The 16493-nt window shown below is 41.5% G+C and carries 12 protein-coding genes; 5 read left to right on the top strand and 7 right to left on the bottom strand.

The genetic code is table 11. The features are described 5' to 3' along the window. Positions 1-406: 406 nt before the first annotated feature. The gene (locus AB8613_RS22795) at positions 407-1030 is read right to left on the bottom strand and encodes a helix-turn-helix domain-containing protein (protein WP_017105927.1); all 624 of its coding nucleotides are present in this window, start codon (positions 1028-1030) and stop codon (positions 407-409) included. 440 nt (positions 1031-1470) lie between these two features. On the opposite strand from AB8613_RS22795, the gene AB8613_RS22800 reads away from it, so the two are divergent. The 3 genes from AB8613_RS22800 to gcvP all read left to right on the top strand — a co-directional run bounded on the left by AB8613_RS22800 (position 1471) and on the right by gcvP (position 6164). After that, positions 1471-2763 (top strand): serine hydroxymethyltransferase, encoded by a 1293-nt coding sequence (locus tag AB8613_RS22800; RefSeq protein ID WP_054546921.1) that lies wholly within the window; start codon positions 1471-1473, stop codon positions 2761-2763. Between the two features lie 51 nt (positions 2764-2814). Beyond that, the gene (gene gcvH / locus AB8613_RS22805) at positions 2815-3195 is read left to right on the top strand and encodes a glycine cleavage system protein GcvH (RefSeq protein WP_017105929.1); all 381 of its coding nucleotides are present in this window, start codon (positions 2815-2817) and stop codon (positions 3193-3195) included. A gap of 89 nt (positions 3196-3284) precedes the next feature. After that, positions 3285-6164 (top strand): aminomethyl-transferring glycine dehydrogenase, encoded by a 2880-nt coding sequence (gcvP, locus tag AB8613_RS22810; RefSeq protein WP_372385100.1) that lies wholly within the window; start codon positions 3285-3287, stop codon positions 6162-6164. 138 nt (positions 6165-6302) lie between these two features. Here the strand turns inward: gcvP and AB8613_RS22815 are convergent, their stop codons facing one another. The 3 genes from AB8613_RS22815 to AB8613_RS22825 form a co-directional block, all read right to left on the bottom strand. Then, the gene (locus tag AB8613_RS22815; RefSeq protein ID WP_372385101.1) at positions 6303-7139 is read right to left on the bottom strand and encodes an alpha/beta hydrolase; all 837 of its coding nucleotides are present in this window, start codon (positions 7137-7139) and stop codon (positions 6303-6305) included. 1023 nt (positions 7140-8162) lie between these two features. After that, positions 8163-9044 carry a DMT family transporter gene (locus tag AB8613_RS22820; protein WP_372385102.1) on the bottom strand — a complete coding sequence of 294 codons (882 nt, stop codon included), beginning with the start codon at positions 9042-9044 and terminating at the stop codon, positions 8163-8165. Positions 9045-9067: 23 nt separating this feature from the next. Continuing rightward, complete coding sequence (locus tag AB8613_RS22825) at positions 9068-9949, bottom strand: aspartyl/asparaginyl beta-hydroxylase domain-containing protein (RefSeq protein WP_146491636.1); 882 nt, start codon at positions 9947-9949, stop codon at positions 9068-9070. Positions 9950-10360: 411 nt separating this feature from the next. Here AB8613_RS22825 and AB8613_RS22830 point away from each other — a divergent pair, with 411 nt between their 5' ends. Continuing rightward, the gene (locus AB8613_RS22830; protein WP_327784331.1) at positions 10361-11743 is read left to right on the top strand and encodes an MATE family efflux transporter; all 1383 of its coding nucleotides are present in this window, start codon (positions 10361-10363) and stop codon (positions 11741-11743) included. 113 nt (positions 11744-11856) lie between these two features. Here AB8613_RS22830 and AB8613_RS22835 read toward each other — a convergent pair whose 3' ends face one another. The 3 genes from AB8613_RS22835 to AB8613_RS22845 all read right to left on the bottom strand — a co-directional run bounded on the left by AB8613_RS22835 (position 11857) and on the right by AB8613_RS22845 (position 15114). After that, complete coding sequence (locus AB8613_RS22835; protein ID WP_146491638.1) at positions 11857-12414, bottom strand: prepilin-type N-terminal cleavage/methylation domain-containing protein; 558 nt, start codon at positions 12412-12414, stop codon at positions 11857-11859. Between the two features lie 578 nt (positions 12415-12992). Further along, positions 12993-13589: a hypothetical protein gene (locus AB8613_RS22840; protein WP_372385103.1), complete on the bottom strand. Its 597-nt coding sequence runs from the start codon at positions 13587-13589 to the stop codon at positions 12993-12995. 469 nt (positions 13590-14058) lie between these two features. Then, positions 14059-15114: a DUF1254 domain-containing protein gene (locus tag AB8613_RS22845; RefSeq protein WP_372385104.1), complete on the bottom strand. Its 1056-nt coding sequence runs from the start codon at positions 15112-15114 to the stop codon at positions 14059-14061. 390 nt (positions 15115-15504) lie between these two features. Between AB8613_RS22845 and AB8613_RS22850 the strand changes: the two genes are divergently transcribed. Beyond that, positions 15505-16485 (top strand): AAA family ATPase, encoded by a 981-nt coding sequence (locus tag AB8613_RS22850; protein WP_372385821.1) that lies wholly within the window; start codon positions 15505-15507, stop codon positions 16483-16485. Positions 16486-16493: the final 8 nt, after the last annotated feature.

Here is a 16493-nt window from a genome sequence, read left to right on the forward strand (position 1 = left end):
TGCCGCTTATATCTCTATTTAGAGTCGCTTCTAACGCTAGGTCTCAGCATTAGAAACAGTAGATAGTAAAAAGTGATGTCTTTTATATAGGCTTATATAGTTAGCGTTATAAAAATAGATAGCTGTACAAAAGCTCTACAACTCACTTTCTAAGAATTCACTTCAGTAAACTTCAATCAACATGAGTAAACCGTGCTCACTATAGTAAACAAGCCTGAGTCAGTTTTACACCCTTAACAAGATTAAAACAGCTCAAAATGTGACATTTAACAATTTAAAAACAATTATTCGATCCATACAAAAACGCGACATTGATGATTTTCACATCAATATCGCGTCATTTGGCAAACGTTAGAAACAAAGGCAAACGTTTGCATTCACTATAAGAAATTCTAACTTTGTTAACTTATTTTGCAGTCACCCACAAAATCAGCGCATCTTCTGCACTAGTAGAAATCAGCATGTGGCCCATATTGGCATCGTAATACATGCTGTCGCCTTCGCTCATAGGCACAGGTTCGTAGAATTCTGAGTAGAACATCACATCACCGGAGATAATCATTAAGAACTCTTCACCATCGTGACGAACCCAATCATTATATTCTTCGAAAGTACGCGCTCTTACGCGGCTTTTGAATGGCATCATCTTCTTGTTAGAGAGCTCTGTCGCAAGCAGTTCATGCTCATAAGTCGGTGTCGGGTGAGGTTTCCCCTGACCTGCTTTAGTTAAGTCACGACGTCCTGTTGCAACTTTTTTCCTTGGCGGCTCAAAGAGTTGCGGCATATCAATTTGCAAACCCATCGCTAATTTTTGCATAGCCTGAAAGGTTGGCGAGATTTGTTCATTCTCGATTTTGCTGAGCGTAGAACGCGCCAAGCCCGTTCTTTGGCTTGCTTCTTCTAGCGTGATCCCAAGCTTGCCACGGATATCTTTAATACGCTGCCCAAGCCTGAGTGGTTCTATATTCTGGTCTAACGTTTCTTTCGCCAACGTTAAAGATGGGTACTCATCATAAATGTCTTCTGACATAGGTCCCTCATTATTTTCTTACTTCCTGTCTATTCATTTCATTGTTGCATGAAGCGCTTTGTTGATTAAAGAGCACACACAGAAATAAAGCGTGCTCCCTGTAGCAAAACGAGAAAAGTTGTTTCCTATTGGAAATTTTTGTTGAAAATTGATTTTATCGGAGCTATGTTATCGACTTGTTAGATGAAGAGATGCTACTTCAGCTTGTACCAAATGATAGTTTTAACATTTGTGAGAGCTGTTTTTTACCCGAACTTTTGGGAACCAATTCGTGCTGCATTGACCCTACAACGATCGCTTAGACGCTGTAAGAGTACATTTAAAACGCAATTACCGTTTGTCTGTACCTATATGGCGCAAACGATACCGATGCAGAAATCAACGTAAGACCTAATGGACTATAAAAACAATCACCATTAGCTTAATGAAAGGTCTCGACAATGAACGCTTACCAAAACCATAGCTTAGACAGTTTTTTCACTACGAACCTATCTGGTACTGACGATGCAGTATTTGCTGGCATCCAAGCAGAGAATACTCGTCAAAATGAACAAATCGAACTTATTGCTTCTGAGAACATCGTTTCTAAAGCAGTAATGCAAGCTCAAGGCACTTGCCTAACAAACAAATACGCTGAAGGCTACCCAGGCCGCCGTTACTACGGTGGTTGTGAACATGTAGATACAGTAGAAGCTATCGCGATTGAACGCGCTAAACAGCTGTTCAAATGCGAATACGTAAACGTACAGCCACACTCTGGCGCTCAAGCCAACGGCGCAGTGAAACTTGCCCTACTTCAACCTGGCGACACTATTCTTGGTATGTCCCTAGATGCTGGTGGTCACCTTACACACGGTGCACGTCCTGCAATGTCTGGTAAATGGTTCAACGCGGTTCAATACGGCGTAGACCGCGACACTCTTGAAATCGATTACGAAGCAGTCCGCGCTTTAGCTATCGAAAGCCAACCTAAAATGATTATTGCTGGTGGTAGTGCTATCCCACGCGTTATTGATTTCGCTAAGTTCCGTGAAATCGCTGACGAAGTTGGCGCAATCCTAATGGTTGATATGGCACACATCGCGGGTCTTATCGCGACAGGTGCTCACCCTAGCCCACTACCACATGCACACGTTGTTACAACAACAACGCACAAAACACTTCGTGGCCCACGCGGCGGTATGATTCTGACTAACCACGAAGACATCAACAAAAAGATCAACTCTGCAGTGTTCCCTGGCCTACAAGGCGGCCCACTAATGCACGTTATCGCGGCTAAAGCAGTGGCGTTTGGCGAAGCACTTGGCCCAGAATTTAATACTTATATTGATTCAGTGATCGACAACGCAAAAGTTCTTGCTGAAGTGTTGCAAACTCGCGGTTGTGACATTGTGACTGGCGGAACAGACACGCACCTAATGCTGGTTGACCTTCGCCCTAAAGGCTTGAAAGGTAACGTAACTGAAGAAGCATTAGAGCGTGCAGGGATCACATGTAACAAAAATGGCATACCATTCGATACAGAGAAGCCTATGATTACTTCTGGTATCCGCTTGGGTACGCCAGCTGGAACCAGTCGTGGTTTTGGCACTGAAGAATTCAAACTTATCGGTGAATGGATCGGCGATGTTCTTGACGGCTTAGTTGAAAGCCCTGAAGGCAACGCTGAAGTTGAGCAACGTGTTCGCAAGCAAGTTAAAGAGCTTTGCAAACGCTTCCCTCTTTACCGTTAAACCGTTTTTAAGATTTAAATTAAAACCTCATAAATTTTTGGAGAATAAGCAATGGACAATACACTAAAGTTTGCAGACAGCCACGAGTGGGTAAAAGACAACGGTGACGGTACTGTGACTATCGGTATTTCTGAGCACGCTCAAGAGATGCTAGGTGACGTTGTGTTTGTTGACCTGCCTGACACTGGAGACGAAATAGAAGCTGGCGAAAGCTTCTCTCTCGTTGAATCAGTGAAAGCAGCTTCTGATATCTACGCACCAATCTCTGGCGAAATCGTAGAAATCAACGAAGAATTAGAAGATAGCCCAGAGTTAATTAACGAAGAATCTTATGAAGGTGGTTGGATTGTTAAAGTGAAGATGTCTGATGCGTCTGAACTAGACAACCTTAAAGATGCGGAAGAATACCTAAGCTCTATCGAAGAAGACTAATAGGTAACCTCATTACGATAAAGCTGCTCTTTTGAGCAGCTTAATTTTAGGGGCTAGCTCACGGCTCCAAAGAGAAAGTAGAACATATCATGACTGAATTACTTCAAAGCCAATTACTAAAAGACCTGGGTACTCAAAACGAGTTTGTTGCTCGTCATAACGGCCCTAATAAAGCAGACCAGCAGAAAATGCTTGAAGCGATCAACGCGACTAGCTTAGACGCACTGATCGACGAAACGGTTCCTGCACAAATCCGTCTTGAAAAACCAATGACACTTGCTGCGCCACTGAGCGAAATGGACATGCTGACCTCTCTTAAAGAGATCGCTAACCTAAACCAAGTGAAACGTACCTTCATTGGCCAAGGCTACTACAACACATTCACTCCAAACGTTATTCTGCGTAACGTTTTAGAGAACCCAGGCTGGTACACAGCTTACACACCATACCAACCAGAGATTTCTCAAGGTCGTCTTGAAGCTCTACTGAATTACCAACAAATGGTAATGGACCTTACTGGTATGGAAATCGCAAACGCATCTCTTCTTGATGAAGCGACAGCGGCTGGCGAAGCGATGACACTGTGTAAGCGTGCTGGTAAAAGCAAGAGCAAAGTATTCTTCGTTGCTGACGATGTTCATCCTCAAACACTAGAAGTTGTTAAAACTCGTGCTGAGTACATCGGTTTTGAAGTAATGGTTGGTGCTCTTGAAACACTTCCAGAGCAAGACGTATTTGGTGCGTTGGTTCAATACCCTGGTACAACAGGCGAAGTTCGTGACCTAACGGACATCATTGCGAAAGCTCAAGCAAATAAGACTCTTGTAACGGTTGCTACTGACCTACTTGCTTCTGCTCTACTTAAGCCTGCTGGCGAAATGGGCGCAGACGTAGTAATCGGTTCAGCGCAACGTTTCGGCGTTCCTATGGGTTACGGCGGTCCACACGCTGCATTCATGGGTACTCGTGAAAAGCATAAGCGTACAATGCCAGGTCGTGTCATCGGTGTTTCTATCGATACTCACGGTAACCAAGCACTACGTATGGCAATGCAAACTCGTGAGCAACATATCCGCCGCGAGAAAGCGACATCGAACATCTGTACAGCTCAAGCACTTCTAGCAAACATGGCGTCTTTCTACGCAGTTTACCACGGTGCAGAAGGCCTACGTACTATTGCTCGTCGTACACACCACATGACAGCTATTCTAGCGGCTGGCCTGACTAAATCGGGTTACGAGCTAACGAACAACAGCTTCTTCGATACGATCACGATCAACTCTGAAGAGAAGACAGATGCGCTGTACGCGAAAGCGCAAGCAGCAGACATCAACTTGCGCCTTCTTAAAGGTAAGATCGGTATCAGCTTAGACGAAACAACAACGATCGACGACGTGAATGCCCTATTCGCTATCTTCGACGTGAAAGAAGACGTTCAAGCACTATCTTCTGACATTGCATCAAACGAATTTGCGGCAATTCCAGAAAACTGCCGTCGTGAATCAAAGTTCCTAACTCACCCAGTATTCAACACGCACCATAGCGAAACGCAAATGATGCGTTACCTAAAACAGCTTGAGAACAAAGACTTCTCACTAACGCACGGCATGATCCCACTGGGCAGCTGTACGATGAAGCTGAACGCTGCTGCTGAGATGATCCCAGTAACATGGCCTGAGTTTGGTTCAATTCACCCATTCGCACCTCTTGATCAAGCGGCTGGTTACACAGCACTAGCGAAAGATCTTAAAGAGAAGCTATGTGAAATCACTGGTTACGACGATTTCTCACTACAGCCTAACTCTGGTGCATCTGGTGAATACGCGGGTCTAATCGCGATTCAACGCTACCACGCAAGCCGCGGTGAAGCTCACCGTAACGTTTGTCTGATTCCAAGCTCTGCGCACGGTACTAACCCTGCAACAGCATCAATGGTTTCAATGAAGGTAGTGGTTGTTAAGTGTGATGAAGATGGCAACATCGACATGACAGACCTAGCAGCGAAAATCGAGAAGCACAAAGAAAACCTATCAAGCATCATGATCACTTACCCTTCTACGCACGGCGTATACGAAGAGCAAGTGAAAGAAGTGTGTGAACAAGTACACGCAGCGGGCGGTCAGGTTTACCTAGACGGCGCGAACATGAACGCTCAAGTAGGTCTAACTTCACCTGGCTTCATCGGTTCAGACGTATCTCACTTGAACCTACACAAAACATTCTGTATCCCACACGGTGGTGGCGGTCCGGGTATGGGTCCTATCGGCGTTAAATCGCACCTAGCACCTTTCCTACCAGGTCACATCGAAAACGGTGTACAAGGTTCAGACTACGCGGTATCAGCTGCAGATCTAGGTAGTGCTTCAATCCTACCTATCTCTTGGGCTTACATCGCAATGATGGGCGAACCTGGCCTAACAGACGCAACGAAAGTAGCGATTCTGAACGCGAACTACGTGATGGAAAAACTACGTCCTCACTACCCTGTTCTTTACCGTGGCACTAACGGCCGCGTAGCACACGAATGTATTATCGATATTCGTCCACTTAAAGAAGACACAGGCATCAGCGAAGAAGATATTGCTAAGCGTCTAATGGACTTCGGTTTCCACGCGCCGACTATGTCTTTCCCAGTAGCTGGCACACTAATGGTTGAGCCAACTGAATCTGAAGATTTAGAAGAGCTAGACCGTTTCTGTGAAGCGATGATCGCAATCCGTCACGAAATGGCAGCAGTGAAAGCCGGTGAATGGCCACTAGACAACAACCCTCTAGTGAACGCACCGCACACACAAGTTGACCTTTCAGGCGCAGAATGGGATCGCCCTTACTCTCGCGAACTGGCTTGCTTCCCATCGAAAGCAACGAAGAACTCGAAGTACTGGCCTACTGTTAACCGTGTAGACAACGTATACGGCGACCGTAACCTAATCTGTTCTTGCCCAAGCATCGATAACTACGAAGACTAATTTTTGCAGATTTTAGATAAACAAAAGCGAACCATTTGGTTCGCTTTTTTTGTTGGATAGTCAATTATTTTAAGCTGATAGGCTAAGATCCTTCAATCTGGTCCGCAATACACATATTGGTTTGAGTATGGCTAATGGTTACCTAAGCTTTGGTGCGCTTTTAACACAAGTAATAAATTTGTCTACTTCTGCATAGAACTTAGCCGGATCGTTTTGCACCCAGTGGTTTGCGCCCTCAAACGAAACATTGTCTAACGTACTAATAAACACTTTCGCACGTTCACACCCCTTTAAGCTGTCAGTACCCCAAAAATATACTTTAGGTATGGATAAGTTTTCGTAGATTTGTCCCCAGCCAACCACGCCACGGATATCTTGAGTCGCATGTTGCCCGTAGATTTCACTGGCGGTTTGACCAAGAACCTCTGGCTCACATCGTCTAACTGACGAAAGATACTTAACACCCGCTCCGTGTCCCCAAGCCATGGCAAAACGTTTTGATAAACCTTCTCCTTTCACCCAGTTCGTAAATTCATCAGTACTTAGTTCAGAATATGTGTCTGCAATAATCTGGGATAGAATGATGCTTTCTTCGTGCAACCCGCCTTCAGCATTAATGAAACCACGCACGATACCTTTCGTGTCGTATTCACAAACCAACGTCGATGTATCGCCGCCCCAAGAGTGCCCAAGTAGAAAGCAATCATTGATGCTCAATAGGTCGAGAGCTTTCAATATTCGCTTTGCTTGGGTTTCTGTTGAATGGGCTATGTCTGAAGCAGGAGAATAGCCATAACCACAAAGGTCGAACATGACTAAGTTGTAATTCGGGAGCCAATCTAACGAGTCGGCAAAACATAAATGTGACTCACCCAACCCATGAATTAACACTAATGTTTCCTGAGACTCTTTGATGTCAGTCGACAAGCAATAAAGCTGGTCACCATCAATCTCTAACCACCTTTCTATCAACACATTACCCTCTCACTTCTAATCGCAGAATTTGGATTTATCATAACGAATCCAACACGATAAGAAAGGTTAATTTGGTGAAGTTTTATAAACTCATTGACCTTACCGTAAGGGAAAGGTTTAAGGTTAACTCACGAGTTCAATATGACTAGGAAACGATTATGGGATGTTGTAACAAAGCGCCAAAAGGTGGAGCCCCTCTTGGCTTATTTTTGAAAGTCACACTTGGGATTGGTCTTTTTGTGTTTCTGTTGGCTTTGTGGCAGTAAGAAGTTTACACGCTGCCAGATTTGAAGCTAAGAAGTGATGGTATACAAAAATAGTTGGTGCCATAGTAGTTTGTTCAATGTGTTGTTTAAACCTAGCGGTATGACGTTTATCCTTTCTTTCACGCCACAACCAAATTATGAAATTAAGAGGAAGTCTGCCAACAGATACCCAAACACCACTCATTAGTACATTAGTAGTTTTCGTCCAACTTCAAGCTGTTTCTAAAAAATAGACAAAGGGGCAATACTTCGACCGATCATCACCCCAAAAATAGCAGAAAATGCAGTACGAATAACAAATTCAGGCGCCCCTTTATTCTCTCGAGTTTCCACTTAGAACACTAGCTATCTGGATCTTTCATTATCCCCTCAATAAGATATCCAACCTGGGCATATAATGTCCACGTTAAGCGGACTAAAATTATGTGGTAAACTTGTTGAGAAACGAAACATTGAAAGGTGATTCAGTTTTATTTAAATGACTTGGATTAAACATTTTTAATGTAGCTTAACCTTGGCCAGTTTTCATATAAACACAAAAGGCCCAAAAGGCCATATAGACCATTCGCGAAGGACTATAATTAATAATCAGACAAAGACTAAACCAATAATTAACACTGCCCGCAACGTCATCTTCTTTAATAAAATTATTATATTTCCTACGATAGGAAAAGACCACGTTTATAAGTGGTCTTTATAATATATTATTGTCGACTATAGAATAGACTTAGTAAGCAAAAAAATAGCAAACCTATACTTACGTTTTCTGCTTGGCTCTATTTTCAAAAAAAACATCAATCCAATTTTGGTTTTGTATAAGCCAAGTGCATCCAAATATCAAAAACATACCCAACATCATATTTACTGTTATTACAGAATCAAAAAATATGTATGCCATTACGGCAGTGGCAGCTGGGACACAAGAAAAGTACGTAGATACATTAGTCACCGTACCCGATTTTAAGGCTTTTATAAGGAGCATAGATGAAAGCACAGAAATTAAAAGTGACTGCCAAAGTAATGCTGATATGGAAATATTGTTTACATCAAATTTAAACTCACTAAAAATAATGGTTGTAGGCAATAGTATTAGTGTTGCTGAAAAACATTGAAACAACATGTTTTTTTCAATAGGTATGTTTGAACAATATTTTTTTTGATGTATAGAACCAAATGTAACACCTAATAACGACAAGATTGCAAGTATAAGATTTTCAAAATTTGTCGTTCCCAAGCTGAAATTTTCCACCGAAAAAATCAATGTACCGAGTACACAACCTAAGACCCCATAAATTTGAAATTTCGAATTTAGATCTCTAGATACTATTAACGTTAAAACTGGCTGCAATCCTAAGACTATCGTCAACATCGCAGGACTGATTCCTGACACCAATGAATAAGAGAAAAAGACCGGATAGAGAAATTGTATAAACACTCCTACAATCATGGCATGTACCATACTCCTATTATCTACTTTATTATTTCTTAATATTAAAAAATTAATAATTACGAAAACAAATAATGCAGCAATCACTCTAAGTGTTATAAAAGTAAGTGGGTTAGTGTAACTCAATCCTATCGAAGACGCGATATAGCCGGAAGCCCACAGAAAAACAAAAATCCATCCTAAATATTTCACAGATAGCCTCCCAGCTATAAAAACTACACTGTAGTGAATCTTTCGCCTAACTTTCTATTAACAGTGTAATATTCCTTCATTTCATGGCAAGTATTATATATATCGCCACCTTTAGACTTCGTAGCTTCAATAAGGATATCGTACGTCTCTTTAATTGGTATATCGTGATGAACATGAGCACTAGATACTTTCAAAATCGCACTTTTAAGATCTTCAAGGTTATAAATTGACTTTGAGATATCAAAAATAAAATCTGAAACATCTTGCTCTCGAAGGGGTGCCCTTTTAAATACCATAGCTTCTATGGTTTCATCATGAATAGATTTGTCTTTGAATATAAGTGAGGGCTCTACATTATCTACACCATCATATTGAAAATCTAAACAAAGAATAACTCGGTTCCCATCACCAAAATTGTATGCTGCATGGACTACACTTGCATCAAGCATCCAAATATCACCCTTAAGCATTCTAAATACCCCGTAGTCTTCATCACTATGATAAGAAGTTAACGAAGTTTCAAGAGGAATTAATACACGTATATATTTTCCCTTATTATCACCCAATTCAATAAAATCTTTGTGCGGTATAACTTGACCATTTATTAAGTTACGCGTCCTAACCATTTTAAGATTTTCTACGTCAAAGTACTTATTGATAATTTCATTGATATATAACGTTTGCTTACCTAGTTCGGTCATCTTCGCTTTGTTTTTATTATCTTTGTACTGGGTATTTTGATAATCCCCGTCATCATTCCACAATGAATTGTTTATCCACGTACCACTATTAAATTCGTTGTATTCTTCTTCAAACACAGGGAACTTAGATATGATATCAAGGTCTTTCCTTAAAGAATTACTTTCAAAGTCGATTCTTCCTAGCAACTTAGTTTTGGATTTCAATTTATTAACCTTTTATTTTTGTTTTTATTAATATTTTGTAACACGCACTTTACGTTCGACATAGTACTCAACAACAAACAACTATCAATGGTTTAATTATTTTTAAAATCAATATGTGACTTAACACATATAAAAGCATACTTTTAATTATATAAATGCCATTTAAACAAGAGTTAGTACCGTTTTAACCTCAGATAGAACCACCACAAGTCAGATTCAGAAAAATTATAAGTGTTTGATTAAAATGCAAAAAACAACACCACATTACTCGCTATTTAGTTTGTTCAGTTCAAAGCTTGACCCTATACGGTAAGGTGTTTATATTGTCGCCCGCCCAACGGGGCACATCCTAAAATGCACACCGGCCATCCTGCCATCATTCGTGTATTTATATTGGTGTTGTGAACTTCCATGCTAACGAAACTTCGTCCTTTTACTCGTGAATCGGGTGCGCTTATGCATCTTTCGGTTCCAATCATTTTGACTCAAATAGCTACCCAAGCGATGGGATTTGTCGATACGACAATGGCTGGCCAAGTAAGCCCTGCCGATCTTGCCGCTATTGCACTTGGTACCAGCCTTTGGATTCCTGTGTTGCTGCTACTGCGTGGCGTGATTATGGCGTTAACGCCTGTTGTCGCTTACCACCGTGGCGCACGTGACTTTCAAAGTATCTCTGTTGAATTCTTCCAGATGGTTTGGCTGGCATTAATAGCGAGTGTGCTACTTATCGCTTACTTGGTGAGTGCGAAACCGATCTTAGAATGGATTGGGGTTGCCGCTGAGATCATCCCTATCGGCAGTGATTATGCCTTTGCCCTAGCCTTTGGTGTGCCAGGTATTGCCCTGTTCTACACCTTGAATGGCTTCTGTGAAGGTATGAACAACACCAAAGTACCGATGATCATTTCTGTGGTTGGTCTGTTGGTGAATATTCCGGTCAACTACGTGCTTATCTACGGTAAATTCGGCTTCCCTGAAATGGGTGCTGTGGGTTGTGGCTGGGCGACAAGCTTAGTGTATTGGTTAATGTCGGGGATGCTGTATTCCTACATTAAAGGTCATCACCACTACAAGACCATCATCAGCTTTGCAGACGCGAAGCCAAAAGCAAAAGAGATGCTTCACCTTCTAAGATTAGGTTTACCTATCGGGATGAACATCGCCGTATGTGGCAGCATCTTTGCGGTAATCGCATTAATGATTGGCCGTATTGGTGCAGAGAACGTGGCAGCAGCACAAATTGCACTTAACATCTCGAGCCTAACTTACGTGATTCCGATGAGTATCTCATTTGGCATCACGATTCGTGTTGGACACGCGCTAGGTGAAAAAGATGAACTAGGCGCAATTGAACGCAGCAAAGTCGGCATTTTGGTTGCCGCGTTGATATCATTACTTTCGGTTGCGATGTTCCTTCTGTTCCCTGAATGGATCATTAGGCTTTACACCACCGACCCAGCAATTAGCGCGACAGCAGCAGTATTGTTGACCTTTACGGCGATGTACCAATTCAGCGATGCATTGCAAACCTCAGCCAACGGCGCGTTACGTGGCTATAAAGACACTAAGATCCCGATGATCTTAGCTATCGCTTCATACTGGGGCTTAGCACTACCACTGGGCATGGTGTTGGGTTTAACAGACTACATTGTTCCTGCAATGGGTGAAGAAGGCTTTTGGATTGGTATCCTAACGGGCTTGAGCGTATCAGCGACACTGATGTTAATTCGCTTACGATACGTGATTAAGAAGCGTGACTTGCCACCAGCAAGTGCTCCATTGGCAAACTAAGACAAATCAACAAGGTAATACAAAAAAGCGCGTTATTGCTACTCGGCAATAACGCGCTTTTTTATCTAATTCGAATAAGCTTTATTCCAAATAGAGTCGTTTAGCTTCTCTGGTTAACACTCGTCGTTCACCACTTCAACGGTACATTCACAACCACCATCAGGACACGAATTTCCACTTACTCGACCACCGAAAGAATCGTAAAGAACATAACATCCAGATGGAAGAACATTTATAATTGGGCCATCAAGTTCTGATGTAGTAAACGGGTATTCATAACCAACCACTGTATACCTATTAGCAAAGTCAGACGTTAAGCTGTCATCATCTGACAAGGTAAGGAAATCGAGCATGTTCAATTTATCCCCTGATTCCCCTCGGCTTTCAGGGCAAAGCGTTCCCCAATCGACTTCCACACTACCAATACCAAAATCGATAACATAGTTACTTTGGTCACTTGGGTTGCTAGCAGCTGGGTCTAATCCGACAATAATAGCCTTAGAGGTTACCTGCGTGATTACCCCTTCCATCGCACCTGCGACGCCCTCAAGTACCGCTTCTCTTGCTGACTCTTGGATACCGAGGAATCTTGGAGCCGCAGTTACCGCTAATACTCCGAGTATGATAATCACCACGATCAGTTCAATTAAAGTAAATCCGTTTTTCTTCATGACACCCACATCAATTTGAAACTTAAACATTCGATAAGTAAATGACTTATCAATAACTATACATCGCAAAGAGAACACATGAAACATCCTCAATGAGCAACAGGTAAAGCAAACATAAGTCGATTGTTGGCTCAATACTTTGTCGAATTGACCAGAAGCCTTGTCGCATAAGGTACGAGCAATCATTGAAGATCCGATACAACGACATAAATACCAGTAAGGTACAGATAATGTTTAATCGATTTATTGGATGTAACGCAAGTTAGGCAAGCTGAGATTGAAACTGTTTAAGTCTCATCCATTTCTTAAACGTCTTCGCACACACTGATAATTCAACACAGCAGACAACTAGGCACATATCTAGGTACTAAATGAAAAACAGCGTACTGCCACTGCCAATAAACGCGCTTATTGAATCGATATTGTTCTAATTACTAATGAAATTAAAGTTATGAAGTGTTAGAAGGAAATGTTATCAATGTTCACCGGTGTCAAAATGTAAAACCCAAGCTTGTTCGTTAACTTTATATTCAAGGTCGCTATAATCATTCTCTCTAAAGTATTTTTTTGGTCTTGAGTTAAAAAGCAACCTTATAGTTTAAAAAGTATTGTTCTTCATCGTTGCTGATCATATTAACACCAAGTCTGAATCTATGGCGACCATGTTGATATCCGACGAACAAGTCAGTCGATAAACTGTCCTGATATTCATTACCATATTGAGAGGAATAAAAAGGGTCTAGACCAAGGTGGAAATTATCTGCAAACTTATAACGAGTATACCAACCCAATGTTGATGTCATATCATAATCATCTACCACTTCATTATTTGTATACCCTAGCATTGCAACTGGATATATCACTAAGGCATCTAACTTAAATGTCATAATATAACCAGCACTCACATTTCTAACATCGCTATTCCCTCCTACTTCAGTGTAGAAGCCTTGGCCATCTTTCATATTTGCATATGTTAATTTTAGTTTATCGAAGCCATCTTTTGACTCCAATAAAGCCAAGTGTCGACCAGAAGCAAGCCCCACACTCATGTCTACACCTGCGGTATTAACTTCAGCCCCCAAACTACTGTAGACAGCGGTGGGATCTGCCATATCGACTTTAGCTTGTAAGCTTAAGCTCAATAAACAGGAAATTAAGAACACTAATTTTTTCATGTACTGCCTTCTTTCTAATTTAATTTTAATGGTTAATACCAATATCTACTTCTAGATTTCCAATCTTATCAATCGAATTATCATACAGCTCTCCGCAATATCAACTCCCGTTAAAACTCACCACAATCAAGTGTTGATATAAGAGATATCACAATTAGGACAAATATAAAAACCAATACAACTTAAATATCATCAAGGCATTACAACTCGTCAAACATATATATTTAATATTAAAAAAGAAAATACAATTATCACTCGAAGAGTGTCCATATTAATTTCTACGTAATATCTGGCATTTCATTGTAATAGCTTATTTATTGGGGGGGGTATTTACATAATTATCGAAACAGAATATAAAACTCCTACTAACACTAATCAAAATAGTCTATAAGACTATAAATGCGAAAAAGCACGTTACTATCATTCGGCAACAACGCGCTTCTCGAATTGATATTTGGCTATATCATTTTTAATTAATCGCTTTCACAGAAGGAAGTACTCGGAACCCATCGCGTACTTTCTGGCTTGGGATGTAATGACGGAAAGCCAAGTTAAACGCGCCAGAGTCATTTTCTGTTTTGATATTATTTACAGCGCCATCACCACAGCCAAAGCTTAGTGTGTAAGTGCCGTCTGAATTTTTATCAGCCGTGTTCGAGCTTACGTTTGCTACATCATCAAACATGAAGCCTTGCTTGTTGTAGACCGTGACTGACCAAAACGCTTGATTCTTAGGATCTTCAAAGGTTACCTGATGACAAGTATCTGTTGGGAAGTTTCCAGATATTTCATAGATGTTATCTTCTAGCTGTGCACCTCCCCAACCGACAGCAGCACCAACTGCGTATTTCTCTTTAGTAAACATCTCTTTTGAAGCATCTTCAGGGCTTGTAAACATACCAAATGTCGCTTGGGCACCATCTCGCTTAAGTATTGTTGGCATTTCCTTCTTAAGGCTTGTCTCTACCTCTTCAAAAGATTTCTCATCCACTTGCATAGCGGTAAACTCGCCTTTCGCTTTTGCATCAATACTCATTTGATCTTGGATTTTATGAACTTCATCTTTCGAGAATGTAGCGTCTGTACGAATGATGACATAAACGTGATCGCCGATATGAGTCGAAAGATCAAACGTACCTGAACCGTATTGCATTGGCTGAATGCGGTGATCTTCTGTAATCACTTCCATCGACATGTACTTGCCTTCCGGAATCTCAGGTAACGTAACGGTCGCCCCCTTTGATACATTAATTACTGCCATTGAGTAGTAGGTGTCTCGGTTCATTCGAACCACATCCTGTTCATCTGTTGGCGTTAGCTCGCGTTTGTGACGGAATGTATTGACGCCAACAATCTCTTGGTTCTTCAAATATTGACGTGAAGTTTCATGCACAGCGTAATTATCAACGGTTGTTACGTCACCATCGGTGTTGAAGAACTCTGTAAGAGTTGAAACTTCTTCAGCTGCGAAAGAAGAAAGTGAAACTGCGCTTAAACCTAAAACTACTAATGCTAATTTTTTCATTGTTGACCTCTAATAAAATCGATAACGCTAAACCAAACATAGTCCATTTGTTTCTGTAGGAGCAATTAGTTCGTTAACCGCTCAACTTGTGAACAATGTTATCAATGCAGCATAAATTCACAAATGACACTGCCGTATAAGAGATATGCAGCAAAGTAATGTTATATGCCAACCTTTATTCTTGATTAAAATACAAACAATACAGTAGCCTATTTATAGACCATGCGGTTAAGCATTTCCAAGGTGAGTAGTTAACAAAGGTATGTCAGTCGCGTATGACGATATTATTTTCGACTACCCTTAGCAAAGGTGATTTAAATAATTGCTTTAACTAACAATATTCACTTTTTCTCCGTCGAGTGACCAAATTCTCACTTGATTAGTCAGTCAATAGGTAAGCAAATGAATCCAACTCTAGACTCAATAAACCAACTCAAGCATCAGATGGAATCTTCAGTAATTGGCCAGCAACATATGGTCGACACATTACTGGTCGCTTTACTTACGAATGGTAATGTTCTGCTTGAAGGATTACCCGGAACAGCAAAGACTCGTTCTATCAAATCATTGGCTTCAGCTCTACAAGTTGACCTTGGTCGTGTTCAATTCACTCCGGATCTACTGCCTTCTGATGTGACAGGCACAGAGGTGTATCAAGACGTCGACGGCAAACCGACTCTTACATTCCAACCGGGCCCAGTTTTCAACAATCTATTACTGGCCGATGAGATCAACCGTTCTCCAGCAAAGGTGCAAGCTGCGTTGTTGGAAGCGATGGAAGAGCGACAAATCACGGTTGCAGGCAAGACTTACAAACTACCTGAACTATTCATGGTTTTGGCGACACAAAATCCGGTTGAACAAGAAGGTACTTATCCTCTTCCCGAAGCGCAAATGGACAGATTTATTATGAAAATAAATCTCGACTATCCAGATGCGGATGCCGAAGAGCAGATCATTAAGATGGTTCGCAGTGAGGAAAAACCTAGTGCGGAGAAACCTGCCCCCATTGACCCTAAGTGCATTTTTGATGCTCGAGAACAACTGCGAGACATACATTGTAGCGACGCGGTTCTTAAATACATTGTCGCAATTGTTGTAGCAACAAGACAGCCAGAGTTGTACCCAGAGTCTCCCCTTTCACAATGGATTGGTGTTGGTTCAAGCCCACGTGCAACCATTGCGTTAGACAAATGTTCACGAGCGATGGCATGGCTAAACGGTAAGGACTTTGTCGACCCTGATGATGTTCGTAAAGTGGTTCATGGGGTTCTGCGTCACCGCTTGATTCTGTCTTACGATGCACTTGCTGAAGGCGTCAGTTCCGACCGAGTTATCGATGAGATTTTGTCTCAGGTTGCAGTAGCGTAACGCGAGAG

The sequence above is a fragment of the Vibrio sp. BS-M-Sm-2 genome (assembly GCF_041504345.1).
Classification (GTDB): Bacteria; Pseudomonadota; Gammaproteobacteria; order Enterobacterales; family Vibrionaceae; genus Vibrio; species Vibrio satsumensis.